Raw genomic sequence first — 21856 nt, 5'->3', positions numbered from 1 at the left:
CTCAGTCACCCAGATATTGAATGGTGATGTGGTAGTGAAAAGCGTGCTGCACAATGCTAATCGGTTCGCGCCTGCCGTTACGGTTCAGGTAGACAATTTCCGTGACCAGTTTGCCATCGGGGTTGCGCAGTTCGCGTCTGGTGTCAGTATCGTTCAGCGTCCAGCCTTTCGGCAACTGCGGCTGCCAGGCGCTGAGCGGCCAGTGGCTCAGCATCACGTCGGCCAGCACCTGGCTGGCGGGCGGCAGCTGCGGCATCACAACCGACTGCTCGGTGTGGATCCCGGTGTCGTCGTAGGTGGCGAGGAACAGGCGGATCCCGACGGAGGAGAGGCCGGCAAGCGTCACTTTATTTTCATCGGCGTTCAGCATCACCAGCAGCGACTGGGTCTGGCCTTTAAAACTGCCGGTAAGCAACTGCTGCGCGCGGATGGCAGGCGTGATGCCCGGCGGGGGCAGCGTGACGCGGGTGCCGGGCTGGAGCCAGGCCTGAGGGCGTGCATCATCGCGGTTCGTCGTATGGCTACACCCCGCCAGCAGCAGGGCCAGCATCACTGCCGCCAGGCGAATGAAACGGGTCATGGTAAGTTCTCTTTGTTAGACGGCATCGCCAGCGGGGCGAGCAGGAACGCGGTGAAGATACCGCTCACCAGCACAATGCCAAAGCTGCTGATGGCCTGAGTGGTGCTGAACACCAGCATCCCCAGCGTCAGCAGGGTAGTCATCATGGCGAGGGTAATCGCCAGCATGGAGGTCAGCGGCGTGCCGCGCGGGTTGCTGAAAAACAGCGTGTAGTTAATGCCAATGCCGAGGACCAGCACCAGCGCCAGCAGGGAAAACAGGTTCACCGGATGGCCCGTCACGGCCAGCGCCGCCAGCCCGCCGCCCAGCGACAGCACGGACGGTACCAGCGCCACCAGCCCTTTTCGCCAGCCGAGGCGTAGCATCGCGCCGCAGGCAATCACCGCCAGCGCCACGCCCAGCAGCCCCGTCAGCAGCGAGCGGTAAAGCGCAAACAGGTTGTCGAAGCTGGCCTTACGGTCAACCCAGACGACCCCGGGATGGCGGGCGGCCAGCTCGCCGAGCGCGGCGCTGTTCCTGACGCCATCGACCGGGACCAGCACACCGCTTTTGCCGTCCGGCAGCGTCAGCCACAGCAAACGCCAGCCCTCGCTGGCCGGGCTGGCGAGCCACGCCTCCACGCTGACAGGCATGGCGTTCAGGTTCGGTTCACTGGTCTTCAGCCCCGTGCTTTGCAGCATTTTCATCACCGTCGGCGCGGCGTTACGCAGAAGATGCAGATCGCTGTTCTGCCGCGCCAGCGAGTTCAGCGGCAGGGTGCGCCAGCGGGTTAATTCACCGGTTTTTTGCGCCTGCGCCAGCGCCGGGGTAAACGCCTCCAGCCGCTCCAGCGTTTCCTGAGCCGACGCGCCGTACACCACGAACCACTTCTGATCGACATTTTGCCCGGTCAGGGCGGTGATGGTTTTTTCCTGCGCCAGAATGTCCTGCGGCAGCGCCTGAAGCCGGGCGATATCGTCATCCACCCGCAGGCTGGCGATCCCGATGGCGGAGAGCAGCGCCAGCGCTACCGGCAGCCCGACAGAGAGGGGTTTACTGTCGCGCCAGGCGTTCAGCCAGCGCTGCATCATCCCTCTCAGGGGGACCGGGCGGACCGGCATGCCCCGACATAACCACGGATGCCAGAACATTACCGTCAGGCACGAGGCGCTCAACCCTGCGGCGGCGAACACCGCCATCTGACGAATGCCGGGGAAGGGGGCCAGCATCATGAAGAGATACGCCACGACGGTGGTCAGCAGCGCCAGCAGCAGCGCGTTACGTACTTTCGCCAGGCTTTGCCAGGGCGAGTGTTCCGCGCCGTGCACCATCCGCTCCGTGAGGTAGTAAATCGTATAGTCCGCCGAGATGCCGATGATGCTCATGCTCATCACCAGCGTCATCAGGTGCAGTTCACCGAACAGCAGCAGCGTCACGACCGTCCCCGCCAGCGCGCCGATGGCAATGGAGAGCAGGCTCAGCAGCAGCGGACGCACGGAGCGAAACACCGACACAATCAGCAGGATCACCCCGAGCACCGTGGCGACGCCAAGCGTGGAAATATCGTTTTTAGCCTGTTGGCTGGCGTAATCGCTGTAGAACACCGTCCCGCGCGAGAGCAGCTGCGCCTGTGGATACTGGCTTTTCAGCGTCTGCTGCAACGCGTTAAGGGTGGTCACCAGCTGGTGGGTTTGCTGCATATCAAACGATGAGCCCGCCAGCTCGCCGTGCAGCAGATACCAGTAGTTCCCGGCCGTATCTTTTGTCACCAGCCAGCCGTCCATCAGCTGCATCTTTTGGCTGTTTTTCGCCAGCGCGAGCTGCGCGCCGCGCATCAGCATCAGCGGATCGTTTTGCAGCTCCTTGCCGCTCACGCCGGAAAAGGCGGAGTAGAGCTGGGACAGGATCCACTGGGCCTGTGCTTGACCGCCGTTTTGCAGGCGGGCGCGGGTGGCCGGATCGACCAGGCCATTGCGGTGTTGCCAGAAGAAATCTCCCCAGGCCTGTTGCCCGGCGGCGTCCAGCGGACCTTTTACGACACTCAGCGCCTGGCTGCGTTGCAGCAGGGTTAACCACTGCTGCGCCACGCGCGGGTCCGGCTGTTTGCCGGGGCTGACCAGCCAGATGAGCTGGCGGTCGAGGCGCTGCATAAATCCGTCGTTGAGAGCGGGAGGGATCGCGCCGAGCGTCTGTTTCGGCAGCATGGCGAGCACGCTGCTGTTCAGCCGCGCGCCGGGCAGCAGCGACAGCAGCACGCCCAGCAGGATCAGGCATACCGCGGCCCACAGCAGCGCCGGGCGCAGGGCGTTACGGTGCGGCAAAGCGCTGGCGTTCTGCATCGGTCAGGCGGGCGGGCGTCAGTTGGTGGCGGGAGAGGGCGATATCCGTCGTGTCGCCCTGCTTATCGTTCAGGCGAATGGATTCCAGATAGATCGCGCCCTTCAAATCAAGGGTGGAGAAAATCTTGTCCAGCGGCGTGGTGACGGGCGTCAGCACCAGCGACCAGCGGCCTTCGCCCAGGTCTTTGAAATCGACGCGGAAGTTCTCTTCCAGCACCTTGCGGTCGGCCTGGAACAGCGCCCGCAGCAGATGGTTGAACTGGAACATCTGCGGGTTAGTGTCGGCGGTAATGGTCTGCGGCGACTGACCGTTGACGATCTGCACCATCCGTTTGTCATCCAGCAGCAGCGTCATCGGGAACGGCGCTTTTTGATCCCACAGCAGGCCATTGTCACGGGCGATCAGCATCTCCCCCTGCGAGCGCAGGGGCTGAGGCATGTCCTTGATCGTGCGGGTCTGTTCGAAGTGTGCGCGTACCACTGGTTGCTCCGCAAACCGCTGTTGCAGTTCATCCAGCGTGATCGCGTTCACCAGCGGGCTTACCAGCAGCGCGAGTAGCGTTATCCATTTCATGGCGCGATCCCCATGCGTTCGAACAGAATGGCCGGGCTGACAAAGCACATCTCCCGGCTTGCTTCTTCCACCGCCACTTGAATCGTGTAGCCGGTGGTGGTGCGTTTCCCGGTTTGCGCGTCGAAGATTTGATAGGCGATGCGCAGACGGTTTTCAACCTCTTCAATGTGGGCGCGGACGCGAATGCGCTGCTCGAAGGTCACCGCGTCGCGGTATTTCACCCGGGTATCCACCACCGGCCAGACGTAGCCGGACGCTTTCATCTGGCGATAGCCGTAATCAAACTGGTTGAGCAGCGCTTCGCGGGCAATCTCAAAGTAGCGGAAGTAGTTGCCGTGCCACACCACGCCCATCATATCGACATCGTGGAACGGAACGGTGATTTCAACTTCAGCCGTAAAGCGGGGATCGGTCAGCACCCTTTACTCCTTCTCGTTGACCTCTGGCAGCTGCCAGAAATCGAAAAAATTAAACCAGTCGAGCGGCGACAAGAGCGCGTAATGCTCCAGCCGCTGCGCATAGCGGTCGACGGTCTGCTGTAGCGCCTGCTGGCGTTCGCCGCGCGGCAGCAGCAGCGGGTCGGCAAACGGCTCGCAGTGCAGGGTCAGCTTTCCCTGCTGACAGAGGGCAAAAATCAGCACCACCGGGCAGCGCAAAATGGACGCCAGGATAAACGGCCCCTGCGGGAACGGCGCGGGCTGGCCCATAAATTCGCTCCATATCACCCGCCAGCTACCGCCGCGCTGCGGGGTGACGGCGATGCGATCGCCCACGATCGCCACCCATTCGCCGCGATCCAGCTTCTCTTTAATGAGGATCGCAGTCTCCGGGCCAATGTCGGTGACCGGCATCAGGTGAATGCCCGCCTGCGGTGCCATCTCCTCCATCACCTGCTTAAAGCGTCTGGCGTTGTCGCTAAAGACCAGCGCGTTGATGGTTTTCGCCCCTTCGCGCTGGGCCAGCGCCCGGCAGGCTTCCACATCGCCAAGATGCGACGCGAGCAGCAGTTTGCCCTGAGGATCGTCGAGCCCCAGCGCCTCCTGCGCGCCTGGCGCAAAGACCAGATCGCGATGGAGTTTCATTTCGCCGCGCCAGCTGGCCACTTTATTCAGCATGGCATGACCGAAGCGCAGGAAGTGGGAAAAACTGTTTAGCCGCGCGAGGGGCGGCATTTGCCGCTGTGCCATCACCGTTTTAACCCGCGCCAGCCACTGCTGCGACGCCTGGCGCGCAGAACGGGCGGTCAGCCAGTATACGGCGGTGACCGGCCACAGCAGGGCGGTAAACGCCTTACGCCCCAGCAGCTGCCAGACGCGCAGCATCAGGCGCATGCCCCATAATCCTTTTACCTCCTGCTGCTGCGCCCAGTGCTGTGAGCGGCGACGCATCAGCAGGGAAGGAATGCGCGGCAGCATGCCGAGAAACAGACGGGTATGCATCAACGAGATGCGCACGTTGTCTTTCAGGGCATCAAAATGGGATACCCCGTCCGGCGGATAGGTCACGCGGGTGGGCAGAAAATAGCTGGTGTTGCCCTGCCAGTAGAGGCGCACCATCACTTCGGTATCAAAATCCATTCGCCTGCCGAGCGGCGTGGTTGCTGCAAGGCGCAGAACCGGGGCTATCGGGTAAACGCGAAACCCGCACATGCTGTCTTTCAGTTGCAGGGAGAGGGTTTCAATCCAGACCCAGACGTGCGTTATCCAGCGCCCGTACAGGCGCGAACGGGGGATTGAGTCATCGTAAACGGGCTGCCCGGAAATGAGCGCATCGGGATGACGCCCGGCCAGCGCCAGCAGTTTGGGAATGTCCTCGATAGCGTGCTGGCCGTCAGCGTCCACCTGAACGGCGTGGGTGAAGCCGCGATCGGCGCAGGCTTTCAGCCCCTGCATCACCGCCGCGCCTTTGCCGCTGTTTTCGGCCAGCCGCAGTAGCGTGACCTGCGGACGATCCGCCGCCAGCGCTTCAAGCGTGCGGCGCGTGGTCTCATCGCTGCCGTCGTCCACCACCAGACAGGGCAGATCGAAAGGCGCCAGGCGCGCCAGCACCGAAGCCATCATCGCCCCGTGGTTGTAGCAGGGGATCAGCACGCAGGGACGGAAGGTTACTGACATAAGCGAATCTTCCCGCTGCTGGCGGTGTGACGCTCGTTACCCGCATGGCGCTGGTAGCTAAAGGTCAGCAACTGGCGTTCAGGCTGCCAGGCAAGGAGCAGCGTGACTGTGTTCTCCGGCAACAGCGGGGCGGCGAACTTCACGTTCTGAATACTGTGAAAACGGTAGCCCGACGCCAGCGCGGCGGCGTAATGCATTACCCAGTCGAGCTGGGCCACGCCCGGCAGCAGCGGCTGTACGGCGAAATGTCCCTTAAACCAGAGCAGGTCAGGATCAAGATAAAAGGTTATCTCCAGAAGCTGTGGATCGGGCTGGAGGCGACCGATTTCAGGGATCTTCATGAAACAACTCCTGTAGCTGCGCAGTCACGCGCTTGTTCATGCTGTTGACCGGGATTTCATCAACGATCCGCCAGTAGCGCGGCACAGCAACCGGTTCAAGCCAGGGGCGAAGGGCGCGTCGCCAGGCGAGCTCCTGCGCTTTTTTGCTCTGTTCGTGTTGCTGACGCACCGCTTCATTCAGCACCAGCAATACGCCAATGCCCTGACGCCCGCCGCGCGTCACCGTCAGCGCGGCGGCCTCGCGGATGCCGTCCAGCGCCAGCAGGCGGCGCTCAATGTCATCGAGTGAAATGCGCTTATCTTCAATTTTGACCACCCGACCACGGCGCCCGACGAGGCTGAACTGCCCGTCAGCCGTGAAGTGCAGGATATCATCCAGCAGGACCCCCTCCGCCTCGGGGATCAGCGGCGACGTCACGCGATCGCCGTGAAACGCCACGCCGGGGAAAGGCTGCCAGCGGGTGCTTTCCTCCTGACGGTAGCGCCAGGCCATTACGCCTGTTTCCGTGCTGCCGTATATTTCATCCGGCCAGACGTTGAGCCAGGCCTGAACCGCGGCGACCTCCAGCCAGGGCAGTGCGCCACCGGCGGAGACGAGCAGGTTGACAGGGGGCGGCGTCAGCGACGCGTCCAGCCGCTTGAGAAACGCCGGACTGCTGATGAAAAGATAGCGTTTATCGTCGGGAAGGGCAGAGAGCTGCTCGGCATAGTTGAGCAGGCTGGCATGCAGCGGCAGGCCGAGCGCCATGGGTAAGACAACACGAAACGTCAGGCCATACAGGTGGTGCAGCACCACGGAAGCCACCACGTGACAGCCCACCAGACGCTCGCCAAAATGCGCCGCCAGCAGACGAGCCTCACGATCAAGGCTGACCACCGGCTTACTTACCCGCTGCGGCGTGCCGGTCGAGCCGGAGGTGTAAAGCTCGATCGTGCGCATCTCACCGATGGCAGGCAGCGGTGAAAAGGGATGGCCTGCCCGCTGCGCGGAAGCCACCCGCAGCTGTCGCCCCTGAAAATCGAGCGTGGTGTCGCTCAGGACGCCGCTGAACAGCGCCCGCTGTTCGTTAAGCTGCGCCGCCCGGCTGTGCCCGGGGAGGACCGGCGTTTTACCCGCATGCAGCGTCGCCAGCAGCGCGACAATAAACAGATAACCGTTTTCGATGCACAGCGCCCAGCGCTCGCCATCTTCACGACGCAGGGTGTCGACCAGCTGGGTGACGTCGTGGCGCAGATCGCCAAGCGTCCAGAGGCGGTCGTCCTGCCAGGCGACAGGGGTGTCGTCAGGGCGGGGTGCACTGAGCCACTGGCTAAGCGGAAGAGGGTTAAGCATCGTTTTTCATCACCCGTTGTCGCACCAGCCACTCGCCAGCCATCAGCGTGCCCATCAGGAGATAGGCAATCATCCCGTTCCACAGCGTCCACAGACGGATATCGGCGTGTAATACGGTAAACAGCGCGATCGCCCCGTTGATAATAAAAAAGCCGCACCAGACCTGGGTAACCCGGCGCGTGTAACGTACCCCGACGGGGGAGAGATCCGGTTCACGCAGGCGCGCCAGCCGTTCGACGACAGGCATTGCCGTCCACAGCGAACCGCCAAACACCACCAGCATCACCAGATTCACCACCACCGGATAAAACAGCACCCACTGGTGCGCGTGCAGGACGTAGCTCGCCGCGCAAAGCGCTATGCCAGCCAGCGCCACGCTCACGAACAGATAACGCAGGGGGCCGCCCTGCCGACGGGCCTGGCAGACGCGCATCAGCAGCACCAGCGCCATCACGGGCAGTATCCCGTGCAGGCTATTATTCGCCAGCCCGAAGCCGATCAAAAACGGCCATGCCAGCAGCGTCAGCCCCGTCAGGGCGGGAAGAACTGGAATCGAACGCACGTTACGCGTCGCGCTGAAGCTGTTCCACAACGTCCACGACGTCCTGCACCGTGCGCACCGCTTTGAAGGTTTCAGGCTTGATTTTATGGCCCGTTTTCTTTTGCAGGTGCACCACCATATCGACGGCATCAATGCTGTCGAGGTCCAGATCCTCGTAAAGACGTGCCTCAGGGGTAATATCCTCCGGGGCGATTTCAAACAGCGTAATAAGAAGCGCAGAGACTTCCTGATAAATCGTTTGTTGTTCTGTCATAGCGGTCATTCTCAGGCGCGTTGTTGATGGATAAAAGCCGCGAGCGTGGCAACGGAATAGAAGTGCTGACGCATCTCGTCACTTTCGGCAGAAAGCACTACGCCGTACTGATTTTTTACCGCCAGCCCCAGCTCAAGGGCGTCGATTGAGTCCAGACCGAGGCCGTCGCCAAAGAGCGCGGCGTCTGTATCAATATCCTCTGGGGTAAGTTCTTCCAGATTCAGCGTAGAGATAATGAGATTCTTAATTTCAAGATAGAGCGCTTGCATCTTTCGTTCCTGACAAAGATTGAAGACCGGTTGTTAACTGATGCTGCATATGCCGGTTTAACTGCCTTGCTGCCAGCGCGGGTTCGTGCTGACTCGCATCATAAAAATCATGAATGTTGATGCGTTCGCGAACATCCACGGTGAAAACAGGTTTGTTGGGGGGCACGTTATACCAGCTGCTCTGTTTATCCAGCATCCGTTCGCTACAGTGGATCACCACCACGCGCACGGCGCTGTTGCAGCGAACGGCGATATTCGCCGCCCCACGTTGCAGGGTCATGGCTTCCCCCACCCGGGTGCGGGTGCCTTCGGGGAAGATCAGCAGGGTGTCGCCCTGGGCCAGACGCTGCTGGCTTGCGGCAAGCAGCGTATCGGCTTCGCTGTTAATCAGATAGTCAGCCGCGCGGATCACGCCGCTGACGAACGGGTTACGCAGCAACGCGCTTTTCACCAGACAGTCGGTTTCGTTCATCACCGACGCCAGCAGAACGTAGTCCAGCAGCGAGGGATGATTCGCAATCACCAGACAGCCCCGCTCGGCGCGCAGAACGTCCAGGTTGTTGAAACGGTAATCCAGTACCCCTGCACCCCGTACCACCGCGAGGAACAGGCGAAAACTGGCAGAAATAGTGCGGCGTGCCAGGCGGCGACGTTGAGTGCGGTCGCACTGGAAAATCAGCAGCAGGTTAAACCACACCAGCGACAGCATCAGCCCGCCGAGGCCGAACAGGGCGAAGCACAATCCGGTCATAAGCATCCGCCATACCCGATCGAGGCGGGAACGTAACCCTCTCATTGGCGCGTCCATTGCCACAGCAGGCGCTCGCCCGGCAGGGTAAACTGGCGCTCGTCCCGCAGGTAATGGCGCAGAAACTGGAGGCTTTGCGGCAGCGCGGGCTCTTCAGGCGCGCGGTTGACGTGCGTTTCACAGCTGAGCGTATTTCCGGCCTCAATCACCAGCGCCAGCGCGTAGGGCCAGGCGGGCATCTGCGGCGGCAGCCCGGCGTGATAAAAATCAGGCAGCAGACCGTCGAAATCCACCAGCAACACGCGGGAGTAGCCCGCATGCAGCAGGCTCAGCACGTCGCACAAGCTCTGCTGGAAGGTATCCATACCGGCGGAAACCGACGAAGAGACAACAGGCTGACGCGCGGCGATAGTGAGATTGCCGACCGCCGAGTTGTGTACCGACATGGCAAAATCGGTGGGGGAAACGGGCTGTTCTGCCGCCAGGGCCTGGAGAATACGGAAATTGCGCTCCAGCTCCCCATGACGGCTGCTGTAGACGACGGCATCGATGCGGTGTTTGCGCAGCATCATCAGGCCAAGATCGACGGCCAGCCTGCTGCCTGAATTCAGGCGGCGGGCGGTCATCATCGGCAGATCGGTCAGTTTCGCCAGCGGTGCCGCGGGATCGATGGCGTCAGACCTGCGTGACCATGCCTGCCATTCGTCGGCATCGCGGAGTCCTGGCGCTCTTGCCTGCCAGTCGATAAGGGTAAGTGTAAATTTCATCTACGCGCGTCCGCGATAAACCTGTTTCTGTGACTTCTTCTTCGCCAGCGCGATTTGCTGCGCACATCGTACAATGTTGTCGTCGCGCTGGCGAATAAACGTCACTTTTGACCCTTTCCACCCGGTTATCCCGGCAAACGGCTTTTTGGCCGACCCGGACCCAGAAGAATGGCGAGTTTACTGCCTCCTTTCGTGGTTTCCATCCAGATTTTACAGACGCTGGTGAGCGGCACGGAGAGCAGCATGCCCACCGGTCCCAACAGCCATCCCCAGATCAGTAACGATAAAAACACCACCATCGTCGACATGCCCAGACGGTGGCCCATCATACGCGGCTCGAGAATGTTACCCAGCACCATATGCACGACGAGGAACAGCGCCCCTACCAGCATGCACTCATAAAAACCGTTGAACAGGAACGCCTGGATCATCGGCGGAACGGCGGAAAGCACCGCGCCGATATTGGGTACGTAGTTCAGTAAAAACGCCAGCACGCCCCACATCAGCGCGAACTGCACGTCCAGCAGTACCAGCCCCAGCCAGACGATCACGCCGGTCCACAGGCTTAACAGCGTTTTCAGCGCCAGATATTTGGATACGCCTTTCAGCGCGCGGTGCAAGCCGGCAATGTGGATCTGCGGATTGTTCAGGGCAAAACGCAGTTTATACGGCACGTGGCGCACTTCGAACAGCATAAACACCACCGTCATCACCAGCAGCAGAATGCTGGCCATTGCCCCGGAAAGCCCGGTCATCAACGTGGTGGCGTAGGTCATCACCTTCTCGGAATCCATCCGGCGCAGCATCCGTTCCGGTGAGATATGCAGATTCACGAACGGCAACATGCGCTGAAGATCGACCAGCTTGCGCGTCAGCTCTTTATTGTACTGCGGCAGCATGGTGGAAAATTCGCTCAGCGAGGCGGCGAGCACGCCGAATAGCGCCGTCAGGACAACCAGCATCACCATCACCACAATGGTAATCGCGACCGGGCGGCTGATGCCCCGGCGTAAAAACCATGTCACCAGCGGGTTGAGCACAATGGCGAAAAACAGCGCCAGCAGAAGCTGAACAATGATATCCGCCGCCGCGTGGATACCCGCAAGGATAACCACCAGGCAGGCAAGTTTTAATAAAATATGAAGTCCGGCTTTGTCGGGCGGGCTGGCAGTCATAAGAATTCCTTTTTCCGGGGGGCGTGTTAATTGTAGTGCGCCGGATGGGCTTCGTCTGGAGCGTTAGTCTGAAAGTCGTGGCAAAAAAATGGCCCCCGGCGCAAGCGACGGAGGCCACGGCATCCTGGTGAACGATTACTGGATCACGAGGGTGTTAATGATGTTTTCAGCGGCGGTCTGCGCTTTCTGCTGATTGTCTGCCGGCAGGGTGATCTGCATGGTCAGCAGTTTATTGTCCACCTTGCCGAGCACCACGGAGGAGTAGGCGGTCTGGCCTTTGGCAGAGATGATGCTGTCCAGCTGTTGCAGCGTGTGGCCTTTCAGTTCAACAGACTTGTTGGTGACCACCTGAAGCTGCGGGTCACGGCTGCGCTGCTGATCTTCCAGGCGTTTGGCCAGCACGCCCAGATCTTCGCTGGTATCGTCACCGACGATCACAATCACCGCTTTTTGGCCGGTGGCGTCGGAATAGACGTGCATATTGTTCGCCTGGGTGCCCAGCTTACCGCTCTGGTCGGTCATGTCCGCAGGCAGAGAGAAACTGAGTTTGCCATCCATCAGGCTCACCGGCTGACCGGTGGCGTTGCTTTCTGCTGACGCGCCCTGAGCAGGCGTTTTGGTGTCGCTGTTATCACAGGCTGCAAGGCCAACAACCAGCAGGCCAATCCCGACATATTTAACCAGATTGCGCATTGACTTCTTCCTTTCGATAAACGGCCATAACGGCTCATTCGTTCATCTTATCACAACTGATAAAGCGAACCCTTAACCTGCCTGCAATGCGGAGATTTCAGATTTATCTGCCAGCCTTTTCAGCAGCATATTCAACAGTACGCCGTACATCGGCAGGAAGAAGACCAGGCTGATAAGCACCTTAAAGGCGTAGTCCACCAGAGCGATTTCCATCCAGTGTTCTGCCATGAAGGCGTCAGGGCTGCGCCAGAAGGCGATGAAGAAGAAGGCCAGCGTATCGCTCACATTACCGAACAGCGTGGAGGCCGTAGGCGCCATCCACCAGCGATGGTTCTGACGCAGGCGGTTAAACACGTGGACATCGAGGATCTGCCCGAGGGCATAGGCCATAAAGCTGGCGGTGGCAATACGCGCGACAAACAGGTTGAAGTGCATCAGCGCGTCGAAGCCCTGCCAGCTGCCCATGTAAAACAGCGAGGAGATGGCGTAGGAGACAAACAGTGCCGGGATCATCACCGCAAAAATAATCCGCCGCGCCAGCGGTGCGCCAAAAATACGCACGGTTAAATCCGTCGCGAGGAAAATAAACGGGAAACTGAACGCGCCCCAGGTGGTATGGAAACCAAAAATGGAGATGGGGAGCTGTACCAGATAGTTACTGGAGATGATCACCAGCAGATGAAATAGCGAAAGCCAGAACAACGCCCTGACGCGCTGCGATTGTGTAAAGGAGTTCATATTGTACCTTTTTGATTAATATTTGGGGTGAGGGAACCCAATAAAGCCGCCGCATGATACTGCTTTGACGACACTTTGCAATGGCTAATTTTCACGCAATCGTTAACCTGGTTTGCATTGGCGATAGCGGGGCGTAAACTACAGCCGTTTTTACCTGAACGAGAAGAAAATGACCGACCTGTTTTCCAGCCCAGACCACACGCTTGATGCTCAGGGCCTCCGTTGCCCGGAGCCGGTAATGATGGTGCGTAAAACCGTCCGTAACATGCAGAGTGGCGAAACGCTGCTGATCGTCGCCGATGACCCGGCTACCACCCGCGATATCCCCGGCTTTTGTACTTTTATGGAACACGAACTGGTGGCGCAGCAAACCGAGACCTTGCCGTACCGGTATTTGATTCGTAAGGGGTAAGTGCGGCCTGACGCCCTCACCCCGACCCTCTCCCACGGGGAGAGGGAGAAAACCTTTCTAAACCATCGTTTCAAAATTTCGCGCTTTTTGTGAGGCGCTTCACCCTCCCTTTTCCAGCCGTAGTCTAATTTTTAAGCGTCAAAAACTAAAACATCGTTTTAACGCTTATCTCACTACCCTGGAGTTGACTCAATGAAAACGACCCTCAAGCCGTTACTGGCCGCGCTGTGTCTGTCTGCTTTCGCCTGCACCGTTTCTGCCCAGACCATTAAAGCCGCCGATGTACATCCCGAAGGCTACCCGAACGTGGTGGCGGTTCAGCACATGGGTGAAAAACTCAAACAACAAACCGATGGCAAGCTGGAGATTAAGGTCTTTCCCGGCGGCGTGCTGGGGGATGAAAAGCAGATGATTGAGCAGGCGCAGATGGGGGCGATCGACATGATCCGCGTCTCTATGGCGCCGGTGGCCGCCATCCTGCCGGATATTGAAGTGTTTACGCTGCCCTACGTATTCCGCGATGAAGACCACATGCACAAGGTGATCGACGGGGATATCGGCAAGCAGATTGGCGACAAACTCACCGCCAACCCGAAATCGCGTCTGGTCTTTCTTGGCTGGATGGACTCCGGCACCCGCAACCTGATCACCAAAGAGCCGATCGTCAAACCGGACGATCTGAAAGGGAAGAAAATCCGCGTGCAGGGCAGCCCGGTGGCGCTGGCCACGCTGAAAGCGATGGGGGCGAACTCGGTGGCGATGGGCGTCAGCGAGGTTTACAGCGGCATGCAGACCGGGGTGATCGACGGCGCGGAGAACAACCCGCCAACCTTTATCGCCCACAACTACATGCCGGTCGCCAAAAACTACACGCTGAGCGGCCACTTCATCACCCCGGAAATGCTGCTCTACTCCAAAGTGAAATGGGACAAACTGAGCGCTGACGAACAGCAAAAGATCCTGACGCTGGCTCGCGAAGCGCAGTTCGAGCAGCGCAAGCTGTGGAATGCGTATAACGACCAGGCGCTGGCGAAAATGAAGGCCGGCGGGGTGCAGTTCCACGACATCGATAAAACGGTGTTTATCAAGGCGACAGAGCCGGTGCGCGCGCAGTATGGCGACAAGCATCAGGATCTGATGAAAGCCATCGCTGACGTTCAGTAAGCCGGAGTACGTATGTCCGAACTCTATCTGAAGTGGATGGACCGTCTGTACCTGCTCGCCATGGTGGTGGCGGGTCTCTCGCTACTGGTGATGACGATTGTCATCCCCATTGGCATCTTCTCTCGCTATGTGCTCAATCGCGGCGAATCCTGGCCGGAGCCGATCGCCATTATCTGCATGGTGACGTTTACCTTTATCGGCGCGGCGGTGAGCTACCGCGCCGGGTCGCATATTGCGGTCAACATGCTCACCGACCGCCTGCCCGCGTCGCTGCAAAGAGTGTGCGCGCGGGTGGTGGATCTGCTGATGCTACTGATTTCAGGCCTGATGTGCTGGTACAGCTACTGGCTGTGCGTCGAGCTGTGGGAGCAGCCGGTGGCGGAGTTTCCGCTCCTGACCTCCGGCGAAAGCTATCTGCCGCTGCCTGTCGGGTCGGCCATTTTGATCCTGTTTGTGCTTGAACGCCTGCTGTTTGGCTCGCAGGAAAACCGTCCGGTCGTGCTGATCGGCAATCACAGTTAAGGGGTGAACAATGGATGCGTTTGTTTTGTTATTCACCCTCGCCATTTTGCTGGCGCTGGGGATGCCGGTGGCCTTCGCCGTCGGCTTAAGCGCCGTGGCGGGCGCGCTGTGGATTGACCTGCCGCTGGAGGCGCTGATGATCCAGATCACCAGCGGGGTGAATAAATTTACCCTGCTGGCGATCCCGTTCTTCATTCTTGCCGGGGCGATCATGGCGGAAGGGGGCATTGCCCGACGGCTGGTTAACTTCGCGTACGTTTTTGTCGGCTTTATACGCGGCGGGCTGTCGCTGGTGAACATCGTGGCATCAACGTTCTTCGGCGCGATTTCCGGCTCGTCGGTGGCGGATACGGCGTCTATCGGCAGCGTGATGATCCCGGAGATGGAGAAGAAGGGCTATCCGCGCGAATACGCGGCGGCGGTGACGGCCAGCGGGTCGGTGCAGGCGATCCTGATCCCGCCCAGCCACAACTCGGTGATTTACTCCCTGGCGGCGGGGGGAACGGTCTCCATCGCCACGCTGTTTATCGCGGGCGTGCTGCCGGGCCTGCTGCTGGGCGTGAGCCTGATGGTGCTCTGCCTGTGCTTCGCCCGCAAGCGCGGCTATCCGAAGGGGGACAAAATCCCGTTCAGGCAGGCGCTGAAAATCATGCTCGATGCTCTGTGGGGGCTGATGACGGTGGTGATTATCCTCGGCGGGATTTTGTCCGGGATATTCACGGCGACCGAATCTGCCGCCGTGGCCTGTCTTTGGGCATTCTTCGTCACCATGTTCATCTACCGCGACTACAGGTGGAGCGAACTGCCGAAGCTGATGTGCCGCACGGTGAAAACCGTCACCATCGTGATGATTTTGATTGGCTTTGCCGCGGCGTTTGGCGCGGTGATGACCTACATGCAGCTGCCGATGCGCATCACCGAATTCTTCACGTCGCTGTCCGATAACAAATACGTGATCCTCATGTACCTCAATATCATGCTGCTGCTGATTGGCACGCTGATGGACATGGCGCCGATCATCCTGATCCTGACCCCGGTACTGCTGCCGGTGACCAACTCGCTGGGGATCGATCCGGTGCATTTCGGGATGATCATGATGGTGAACCTGGGGATTGGGCTGATCACGCCGCCGGTCGGGTCGGTGCTGTTCGTGGCGAGCGCGGTGAGTAAGCAGAAGATCGAGCACGTGGTGCGGGCGATGCTGCCGTTTTACGGTATGTTGCTGGTAGTGCTGGGGATGGTGACATACATCCCAGCGATATCATTGTGGTTGCCGGGGGTGCTAGGGATGCAGTGACGCCGTTTTATGCCGGGTGGCGGCTACGCCTTACCCGGCCTACGGTTCAGAACCGTTGTAGGCCCGGTAAGGCGCAGCCGCCACCGGGCGTTTTTACCGACGGCGCAACAGCCGCAACGCGTTCGCCGTAACCAGCACCGTCGCCCCCGTATCCGCCAGTACCGCCAGCCACAGTCCGGTCATGCCGAGCAGCGTGGTGACCAGGAAAATCCCCTTCAGACCCAGCGCAATGCCGATGTTCTGCCGAATATTGGCCCGCGTCGCCCGCGCAAGATCTATCATCTGCGCCAGCCCGGTCAGGCGGTTGTGCGTCAGCGCCGCGTCGGCGGTCTCCAGCGCCACGTCGGTGCCGCTGCCCATCGCTATGCCGATGGTGGAAGCCTTCATTGCCGGGGCGTCGTTTATCCCGTCCCCGACCATCGCCAGCGGGGCATGACCGTTCAGCTCGGTTACCGCGCTGACTTTATCCGCAGGCAGTAATCCGGCCTTAAACGCCAGCCCCAGCTCGTCGGCAATTGCGGCGGCCGCGCGCGGGTTATCACCGGTCAGGATCACGCCCTGTACCCCCAGCCTGTGCAGCGCGTCGACGGCGGCTTTCGCATCGTCACGCAGGGTGTCGCGCAGCGCCAGCATGCCCATCGGCACACCGTCCTGCATCACGGCAACGACCGTCTGCCCGGCCTGCTCTAATGCCTCAACCTGTGGATTCGCGAACGCGCCTGCTGCGGCGATCAGCACTTTTTTGCCTTCGACCACAGCTTCAATCCCTGACCCGACCAGCGCTCGCTGGGCCGTTGCCGGAGGGATGTTCAGCCCGCGCGACTGCGCTTCACGCACAATCGCCTGCGCCAGAGGGTGGGTGGAACCCTGCTCCACGGCAGCGGCCAGCGTCAGCAGGGCGTCTTCACTGATGTCCTGCGGATACACGCCGGTTACCTGCGGCTTGCCGACGGTCAGCGTGCCGGTTTTATCGAAGGCGATGTGCTGAATCTGGCTCAGCTGCTCCAGCGCCGCGCCGCCCTTAATCAGCGCCCCGCGACGTGCCGCCGCCGCCAGCCCTGAGGTAATCGCCGCCGGGGTGGAGATCACCAGCGCACACGGACAGCCGATCAGCAGCAGCGTCAGCCCTTTGTAAATCCAGCCCTCCCACGGCGCGCCGAAGAACAGCGGCGGGACGACGGTGACCAGCAGCGCCACCAGCATGATGGCGGGGGTGTAAATCCGGCTGAAGCGATCGATAAAGCGTTCGACCGGCGCGCGGCGCTCCTCGGCCTCTTCAATCAGCCTGAGGATGCGGTCGATGGCGCTGTCGCCCGGTTCAGAAAGCACGGTGAGCTGCACCAGCCGGTCGACGCTGGTGGCGCCCGCAGGCACTTTTTCACCCGCCGCACGCGCTACCGGGATGGATTCCCCGGTCAGGGCGCTTTCGTCAAAGCTTGCGGTGGCGGTAACAAGGACCCCATCGGCTGGCAGACGTCCGCCTGCGGGCACTTCAATCACGTCGCCCGGGCGCAGGGTGTTGATGGCGACCGTTTCACGAGTACCGTTTATCACGCGAGTGGCGGTTTCCGGCTTCAGCGCCATCAGCGCGCTCACCCCTTTGCGCGCCCGGCTCGCCGCCCAGCCCTCAAGGCGTTCGCCGATCAGGAACAGCAGCAGCACCATCGCCGCTTCCGCCGTCGCGCCAATAAACAGCGCCCCGATAGCCGCCACGCTCATCAGCGTTTCAATGGCAAACCAGCTGCCGCTTCTCATCAGACGCAGCGCCTGACGCGCAATAGGGAACAGGCCAACCAGCGTGGTGGCGATAAACGCCAGGTTGCCGAGCGGGTGGTTAATCTGCTCCAGCCCCCAGCTCAGGGCCATCATGATGATGAGGGTGATAAGGGGCAGATTTTCTTTTATCGGGGACGTTTTTTCTGCGGGTGCCGTTTCGCTGCGCAGGGTATAACCCGCTTTGCTGACGGCGGCTTCAACCTGTCTGCTGACGTCGTTTTCGGCGCTGACCAGCAGCTTTTCGGTAGCGAACAGCACCTGAACGTGGTTCACGCCCGGCACCTGCTTCACCGCGTTTTCCACTTTGCGGGCGCAGGCCGCGCAGTCCATACCGTTGACCACCCAGCTGTAGTGATTGCCGTTTTCAGGCAGCGCTTCGGTCCGGGTTTCGCACGCGCCCTCGCAGCAGCAGTCCTCTTTTGGCGGAACCGGGCTGAGCTTAAGTGCCGAGAATTGGGGAACTTTTTTAGGTGTTTCTGGAGTCGACATGGCAGTCTCCGGTAATGATAATTTTCTCATTAACCGCAGCATACACTCTGGAGTCGACTCCAGAGTCAAGCGTTATTTAGATATACAGCGAACGCACAATCAGGAAGTGCCCGGCAAAGTAACAGGCGGCGGAAATCGCATTATCCGCACGGAAGCGGCGGCGATAGTGGCTGCCCAGCCAGACGATATTACCCAACAGCAACAGTGCGGCACCGAAGAACGCAGACATCGCAGGCGCCGTCGGACGGAAGAACCACAGCTCGCCCGCCAGCCACACCATCACCAGCGTCATGGCGATAAACGTACAGACCGGCAGACGCATCTCTTCCAGACGCGACCAGATCACCGCGATCAGCAGGGCGCCAATCACCAGCAGCACCAGCGGCAGCGGCCAGAAGAAGGAGAGTGTCATCTGGCTGGCAAAGTAGATGGTATAGAGCAGATGCGACAGGAAGAATGCCCCCACGGCGTACAGCAGGCGCTGGCGCGGCAGCAGAGTTAAGGCATCGCCAATCAGGGAAGCACACAGCCCCGCGAGGACAAGATAGCTAACGGCGTTAAACATCGGGGCCTGCCAGGCAAGCAACAGCAGGAGTAATAGCGTGACGGGTTTAAACAACCAGCGCTGCCAGGCTGGGCCACGGTAAGACGCATCGACGTAAAGCCATGCGGAAAAACAGACAGCGATAAATGACCAAAGCATATTAACTCCCTGTAACTGTTGAGGCTGAATGATCAGTTCCTGATCCAGTGTAGTGACGCGAGCGGGCGTTTGGCAATGCCGGGGCAGGCGAGGTATCCTGAATTCCGCATAATCTGATGGGATTTTTCAATGAGCAAGATGCCGCTGTTTTTCATTATCGTGGTGGCGATTATCGTCATTGCCGCCTCGTTTCGCTTCGTGCAGCAGCGCCGTGAGAAGGCCGACAATGACGCCGCGCCGCTGATGCAAAAGCGCGTGGTGGTGACGAACAAGCGTGAGAAGCCGCTTAACGACCGCCGCTCCCGCCAGCAGCAGGTAACGCCTGCGGGCACAACGATGCGCTATGAAGCGAGCTTTAAGCCGGAAACCGGCGGGCTGGAGATGACCTTCCGCCTGGAGGCGCAGCAGTACCACCAATTGACGGTGGGGGAGAAAGGCACGCTGAGCTACAAAGGGTCGCGGTTTGAAGGTTTTGAACCGGAGCTGTAATTTTCCCCTCACCCCGGCCCTCTCCCTAGGGGAGAGGGTGTAATCGTCCCCTCTCCCCTAGGGAGAGGGTTAGGGTTAGGGGCCTACTTCTTCACCTGCGCCTTAAACTTCTTCATCCACACCAGCAGCTCAAACACGCCGAAAATAAACACCCGCAGCTGCTGCCAGCCGGTCATCGGTGGGCCATCTTTCGGCAGACCGTTTTTCAGCATCACCATCTGCAAGGCATGCATGAACGCGGTAAAAATCAGCGCCACGTTAATAAAGATATTCAGCGGACGCGGGAACGGGTGCACCAGATTCAAAATCAAAAATGCCCAGACGCCCAGCATCAGTACGCGCCCTACGTTAATCAGTACTGGCATCGGATCCTCCTTGTGCCTGACGGTGATACAGACGATAAGCCACCTGGCCGGCGACCTTCTCGCGGTGCAGATCCCAGTGAACGGGAACGGGCGGCAGGCCATTTTCCACTTCGCTTTCAACGTAAATCAGCGCGTCGTCTGCCAGCCAGCCATTTTTTTCCAGCAACGATAATGTCTCTTCCAGCAGCCCTTTACGGAACGGCGGGTCAACAAACACCACGTTGAACGGCGTCCCCTGTTGCGCGAGGAAGCTCAGCGTGTTGGTATTCACCACTTTCGCGTTGGTGGCCTTCAGCGTAGCCAGATTTTGCTGCAACGTCTGCGCGACGCCGCGCTCCATCTCCAGCAGCGTGGCGCTGGCGGCATAACGCGACAGCGCTTCCAGCCCCAATGCACCGCTTCCGGCGAAGCAGTCCAGGCAGTTGGCGTCTACCATAGACGGGGCGAGCCAGTTAAACAGCGTCTCGCGAACGCGGTCCGTGGTGGGGCGTAAACCGGGGCTGTCCGGCACCGGTAATTTCCGGCCTCGCCACTGGCCGCCGATAATGCGAATTTGACCGGCCGGGGCGCGGGTGGGTTTCTTCATCTCAGGAAAGCTCTGTTAACAATGCCCTGCGATTGCGGGCGGTGATGTCAATTAAGTAAAGTGTTAGACTATTTCATCATTTTTTTAGCTTCCCTGTATATAGCGCCGCGAGGAGTGTAGTCGCAGATGGCAAAACAAAAAAAACGTGGCTTCTTTTCCTGGTTGGGTTTCGGTGAAAAAGAGCAAGAAACAGAACAGAAAACCGAAGAACAACAGGTTGTAGAAGAGTCGTCACAGCCTGAAACGCCTGTCGAAACCGCTGCGGTTGTCGAAGCGGAAGAGCCAGCCCACAGCAAAGAAGAGATTGAATCCTTTGCCGAAGAGGTGGTTGAGGTTACTGAACAGGTTCAGGAGAGCGAAAAACCAGAGCCGGTTATCGTAGAAACCCTTACCGAAGCGCCACAGGCCGCTATCGAACACGAAGAACTGCCGCTGCCGGAAGAGGTGAAAGCCGAAGAGGTTTCTGCCGAAGAGTGGCAGGCCGAAGCGGAAACCGTTGAAATTGTTGAGGCGGTGGAAGAAGAAGCGGCCCTTGAGCCAGAGCTGACCGACGAAGAGCTGGAAGCCCAGGCGCTGGCGGCGGAAGCGGCTGAAGAAGCGGTCATCGTCGTGCCGGTGGAAGCGCAGGCCGAAGAAGAGATCGTTCAGGAGCAAGAAAAACCGACTAAAGAAGGTTTCTTCGCGCGCCTGAAGCGCAGCCTGCTCAAAACCAAAGAAAATTTAGGTTCCGGATTTATCAGTCTGTTCCGCGGCAAAAAGATCGACGACGATCTGTTTGAGGAGCTGGAAGAGCAGCTGCTGATTGCGGACGTGGGCGTGGAAACCACCCGGAAGATCATCGCCAACCTGACCGAAGGGGCGAGCCGCAAACAGCTGCGTGACGCCGAGGCGCTGTACGGCCTGCTGAAAGACGAGATGGGTGAAATTCTCGCAAAAGTTGACGAACCGCTTAATATTGAAGGCAAAATACCGTTTGTTATCCTGATGGTTGGCGTCAACGGCGTGGGCAAAACCACCACCATCGGCAAGCTGGCGCGCCAGTTTGAGCAGCAGGGCAAATCGGTGATGCTGGCGGCGGGCGATACCTTCCGTGCGGCAGCGGTGGAACAACTTCAGGTGTGGGGCCAGCGCAACAATATTCCGGTCATTGCTCAGCACACCGGCGCGGATTCCGCCTCCGTGATTTTCGATGCCATCCAGGCGGCGAAGTCGCGTAACGTGGACGTGCTGATTGCGGATACCGCAGGGCGTTTGCAGAACAAATCGCACCTGATGGAAGAGCTGAAGAAAATCGTTCGCGTCATGAAGAAGCTGGACGAAGATGCACCGCATGAAATTATGCTGACTATCGACGCCAGCACCGGACAGAACGCCATCAGCCAGGCGAAGCTGTTCCATGAAGCGGTAGGACTGACCGGGATCACGCTGACCAAGCTGGACGGCACCGCGAAAGGCGGGGTGATCTTCTCCGTGGCCGACCAGTTCGGCATTCCTATCCGTTACATCGGTGTGGGCGAGCGTATTGAGGATTTACGTCCGTTTAAAGCGGACGACTTTATTGAGGCACTATTTGCCCGAGAGGACTAAC

At 59.7% G+C, this 21856-nt stretch carries 25 protein-coding genes; 6 read left to right on the top strand and 19 right to left on the bottom strand.

Going from position 1 to position 21856, the window contains the following annotated elements; genetic code table 11:
• Position 1: 1 nt before the first annotated feature.
• From ACOTWU_RS16510 to ACOTWU_RS16440, 15 genes are all read right to left on the bottom strand, one after another.
• Positions 2 to 580: a DUF3261 domain-containing protein gene (locus ACOTWU_RS16510; RefSeq protein ID WP_045142173.1), complete on the bottom strand. Its 579-nt coding sequence runs from the start codon at positions 578 to 580 to the stop codon at positions 2 to 4.
• Positions 577 to 2898, bottom strand: coding sequence for an MMPL family transporter (locus ACOTWU_RS16505; RefSeq protein ID WP_126499062.1), 2322 nt, complete (start codon positions 2896 to 2898; stop codon positions 577 to 579). Before ACOTWU_RS16505 ends, ACOTWU_RS16510 begins: the two co-directional genes overlap by 4 nt.
• Positions 2867 to 3472: an outer membrane lipoprotein carrier protein LolA gene (locus ACOTWU_RS16500; protein WP_015571489.1), complete on the bottom strand. Its 606-nt coding sequence runs from the start codon at positions 3470 to 3472 to the stop codon at positions 2867 to 2869. Before ACOTWU_RS16500 ends, ACOTWU_RS16505 begins: the two co-directional genes overlap by 32 nt.
• Positions 3469 to 3891, bottom strand: coding sequence for an acyl-CoA thioesterase (locus tag ACOTWU_RS16495; protein ID WP_006812302.1), 423 nt, complete (start codon positions 3889 to 3891; stop codon positions 3469 to 3471). The genes ACOTWU_RS16500 and ACOTWU_RS16495 overlap by 4 nt, the downstream gene beginning before the upstream one ends.
• Before the next feature lie 3 nt (positions 3892 to 3894).
• Positions 3895 to 5586: a glycosyltransferase family 2 protein gene (locus ACOTWU_RS16490; protein WP_032655414.1), complete on the bottom strand. Its 1692-nt coding sequence runs from the start codon at positions 5584 to 5586 to the stop codon at positions 3895 to 3897.
• Complete coding sequence (locus ACOTWU_RS16485; RefSeq protein ID WP_126499063.1) at positions 5577 to 5927, bottom strand: hydroxymyristoyl-ACP dehydratase; 351 nt, start codon at positions 5925 to 5927, stop codon at positions 5577 to 5579. Before ACOTWU_RS16485 ends, ACOTWU_RS16490 begins: the two co-directional genes overlap by 10 nt.
• A complete protein-coding gene (locus ACOTWU_RS16480) occupies positions 5914 to 7260 on the bottom strand; it encodes an AMP-binding protein (protein WP_126499064.1) in 1347 nt (448 codons plus the stop codon). The genes ACOTWU_RS16485 and ACOTWU_RS16480 overlap by 14 nt, the downstream gene beginning before the upstream one ends.
• Complete coding sequence (locus ACOTWU_RS16475; RefSeq protein WP_126499065.1) at positions 7253 to 7852, bottom strand: hypothetical protein; 600 nt, start codon at positions 7850 to 7852, stop codon at positions 7253 to 7255. Before ACOTWU_RS16475 ends, ACOTWU_RS16480 begins: the two co-directional genes overlap by 8 nt.
• Positions 7824 to 8075, bottom strand: coding sequence for an acyl carrier protein (locus tag ACOTWU_RS16470; RefSeq protein ID WP_003861262.1), 252 nt, complete (start codon positions 8073 to 8075; stop codon positions 7824 to 7826). Before ACOTWU_RS16470 ends, ACOTWU_RS16475 begins: the two co-directional genes overlap by 29 nt.
• A gap of 11 nt (positions 8076 to 8086) precedes the next feature.
• Positions 8087 to 8344 (bottom strand): phosphopantetheine-binding protein, encoded by a 258-nt coding sequence (locus ACOTWU_RS16465; RefSeq protein ID WP_003861263.1) that lies wholly within the window; start codon positions 8342 to 8344, stop codon positions 8087 to 8089.
• Positions 8325 to 9140 (bottom strand): 1-acyl-sn-glycerol-3-phosphate acyltransferase, encoded by an 816-nt coding sequence (locus tag ACOTWU_RS16460; protein ID WP_252049365.1) that lies wholly within the window; start codon positions 9138 to 9140, stop codon positions 8325 to 8327. Before ACOTWU_RS16460 ends, ACOTWU_RS16465 begins: the two co-directional genes overlap by 20 nt.
• Positions 9137 to 9859: a beta-ketoacyl synthase chain length factor gene (locus ACOTWU_RS16455; protein WP_126499066.1), complete on the bottom strand. Its 723-nt coding sequence runs from the start codon at positions 9857 to 9859 to the stop codon at positions 9137 to 9139. The genes ACOTWU_RS16460 and ACOTWU_RS16455 overlap by 4 nt, the downstream gene beginning before the upstream one ends.
• Positions 9860 to 9984: 125 nt before the next feature.
• Entirely contained in the window at positions 9985 to 11034 is a 1050-nt protein-coding gene (locus ACOTWU_RS16450) for an AI-2E family transporter (protein ID WP_003861270.1), read from the bottom strand.
• A 135-nt stretch (positions 11035 to 11169) separates the two neighbouring features.
• Positions 11170 to 11727 carry a DcrB family lipoprotein gene (locus tag ACOTWU_RS16445; protein ID WP_003861272.1) on the bottom strand — a complete coding sequence of 186 codons (558 nt, stop codon included), beginning with the start codon at positions 11725 to 11727 and terminating at the stop codon, positions 11170 to 11172.
• A 72-nt stretch (positions 11728 to 11799) separates the two neighbouring features.
• On the bottom strand, positions 11800 to 12465 hold the full coding sequence (locus ACOTWU_RS16440) for a 7-cyano-7-deazaguanine/7-aminomethyl-7-deazaguanine transporter (RefSeq protein WP_126499067.1): 666 nt from the start codon (positions 12463 to 12465) through the stop codon (positions 11800 to 11802).
• A 169-nt stretch (positions 12466 to 12634) separates the two neighbouring features.
• Here ACOTWU_RS16440 and tusA point away from each other — a divergent pair, with 169 nt between their 5' ends.
• The 4 genes from tusA (at position 12635) to ACOTWU_RS16420 (ending at position 15860) form a co-directional block, all read left to right on the top strand.
• On the top strand, positions 12635 to 12877 hold the full coding sequence (gene tusA / locus ACOTWU_RS16435; protein WP_000130627.1) for a sulfurtransferase TusA: 243 nt from the start codon (positions 12635 to 12637) through the stop codon (positions 12875 to 12877).
• A gap of 192 nt (positions 12878 to 13069) precedes the next feature.
• A complete protein-coding gene (locus tag ACOTWU_RS16430; protein WP_032103649.1) occupies positions 13070 to 14041 on the top strand; it encodes a TRAP transporter substrate-binding protein in 972 nt (323 codons plus the stop codon).
• Positions 14042 to 14053: 12 nt separating this feature from the next.
• A complete protein-coding gene (locus tag ACOTWU_RS16425; protein WP_003861278.1) occupies positions 14054 to 14563 on the top strand; it encodes a TRAP transporter small permease in 510 nt (169 codons plus the stop codon).
• 10 nt (positions 14564 to 14573) lie between these two features.
• Complete coding sequence (locus tag ACOTWU_RS16420) at positions 14574 to 15860, top strand: TRAP transporter large permease (protein ID WP_033488077.1); 1287 nt, start codon at positions 14574 to 14576, stop codon at positions 15858 to 15860.
• A gap of 93 nt (positions 15861 to 15953) precedes the next feature.
• Here ACOTWU_RS16420 and zntA read toward each other — a convergent pair whose 3' ends face one another.
• Positions 15954 to 18125, bottom strand: a complete 2172-nt coding sequence (gene zntA, locus ACOTWU_RS16415) for a Zn(II)/Cd(II)/Pb(II) translocating P-type ATPase ZntA (RefSeq protein WP_126499068.1) — start codon at positions 18123 to 18125, stop codon at positions 15954 to 15956.
• Positions 18126 to 18201: 76 nt separating this feature from the next.
• Positions 18202 to 18828 (bottom strand): lysoplasmalogenase, encoded by a 627-nt coding sequence (locus tag ACOTWU_RS16410; protein WP_003861515.1) that lies wholly within the window; start codon positions 18826 to 18828, stop codon positions 18202 to 18204.
• 129 nt (positions 18829 to 18957) lie between these two features.
• Here ACOTWU_RS16410 and ACOTWU_RS16405 point away from each other — a divergent pair, with 129 nt between their 5' ends.
• A complete protein-coding gene (locus ACOTWU_RS16405; RefSeq protein ID WP_017384123.1) occupies positions 18958 to 19317 on the top strand; it encodes a DUF2500 domain-containing protein in 360 nt (119 codons plus the stop codon).
• A gap of 83 nt (positions 19318 to 19400) precedes the next feature.
• Here ACOTWU_RS16405 and ACOTWU_RS16400 read toward each other — a convergent pair whose 3' ends face one another.
• Together ACOTWU_RS16400 and rsmD are read right to left on the bottom strand one after the other, a co-directional pair.
• Positions 19401 to 19682 carry a DUF1145 family protein gene (locus tag ACOTWU_RS16400; RefSeq protein WP_015571478.1) on the bottom strand — a complete coding sequence of 94 codons (282 nt, stop codon included), beginning with the start codon at positions 19680 to 19682 and terminating at the stop codon, positions 19401 to 19403.
• On the bottom strand, positions 19666 to 20268 hold the full coding sequence (rsmD, locus tag ACOTWU_RS16395) for a 16S rRNA (guanine(966)-N(2))-methyltransferase (RefSeq protein ID WP_015571477.1): 603 nt from the start codon (positions 20266 to 20268) through the stop codon (positions 19666 to 19668). Before rsmD ends, ACOTWU_RS16400 begins: the two co-directional genes overlap by 17 nt.
• Positions 20269 to 20394: 126 nt before the next feature.
• Between rsmD and ftsY the strand changes: the two genes are divergently transcribed.
• A complete protein-coding gene (ftsY, locus tag ACOTWU_RS16390; protein ID WP_126499069.1) occupies positions 20395 to 21855 on the top strand; it encodes a signal recognition particle-docking protein FtsY in 1461 nt (486 codons plus the stop codon).
• Position 21856 lies beyond the last annotated feature (1 nt).

The organism is Enterobacter cloacae complex sp. GYL001 (assembly GCF_049237125.1).
Classification (GTDB): Bacteria; Pseudomonadota; Gammaproteobacteria; order Enterobacterales; family Enterobacteriaceae; genus Enterobacter; species Enterobacter hormaechei_C.
This window is presented reverse-complemented; position numbering and strand designations above follow the sequence as displayed.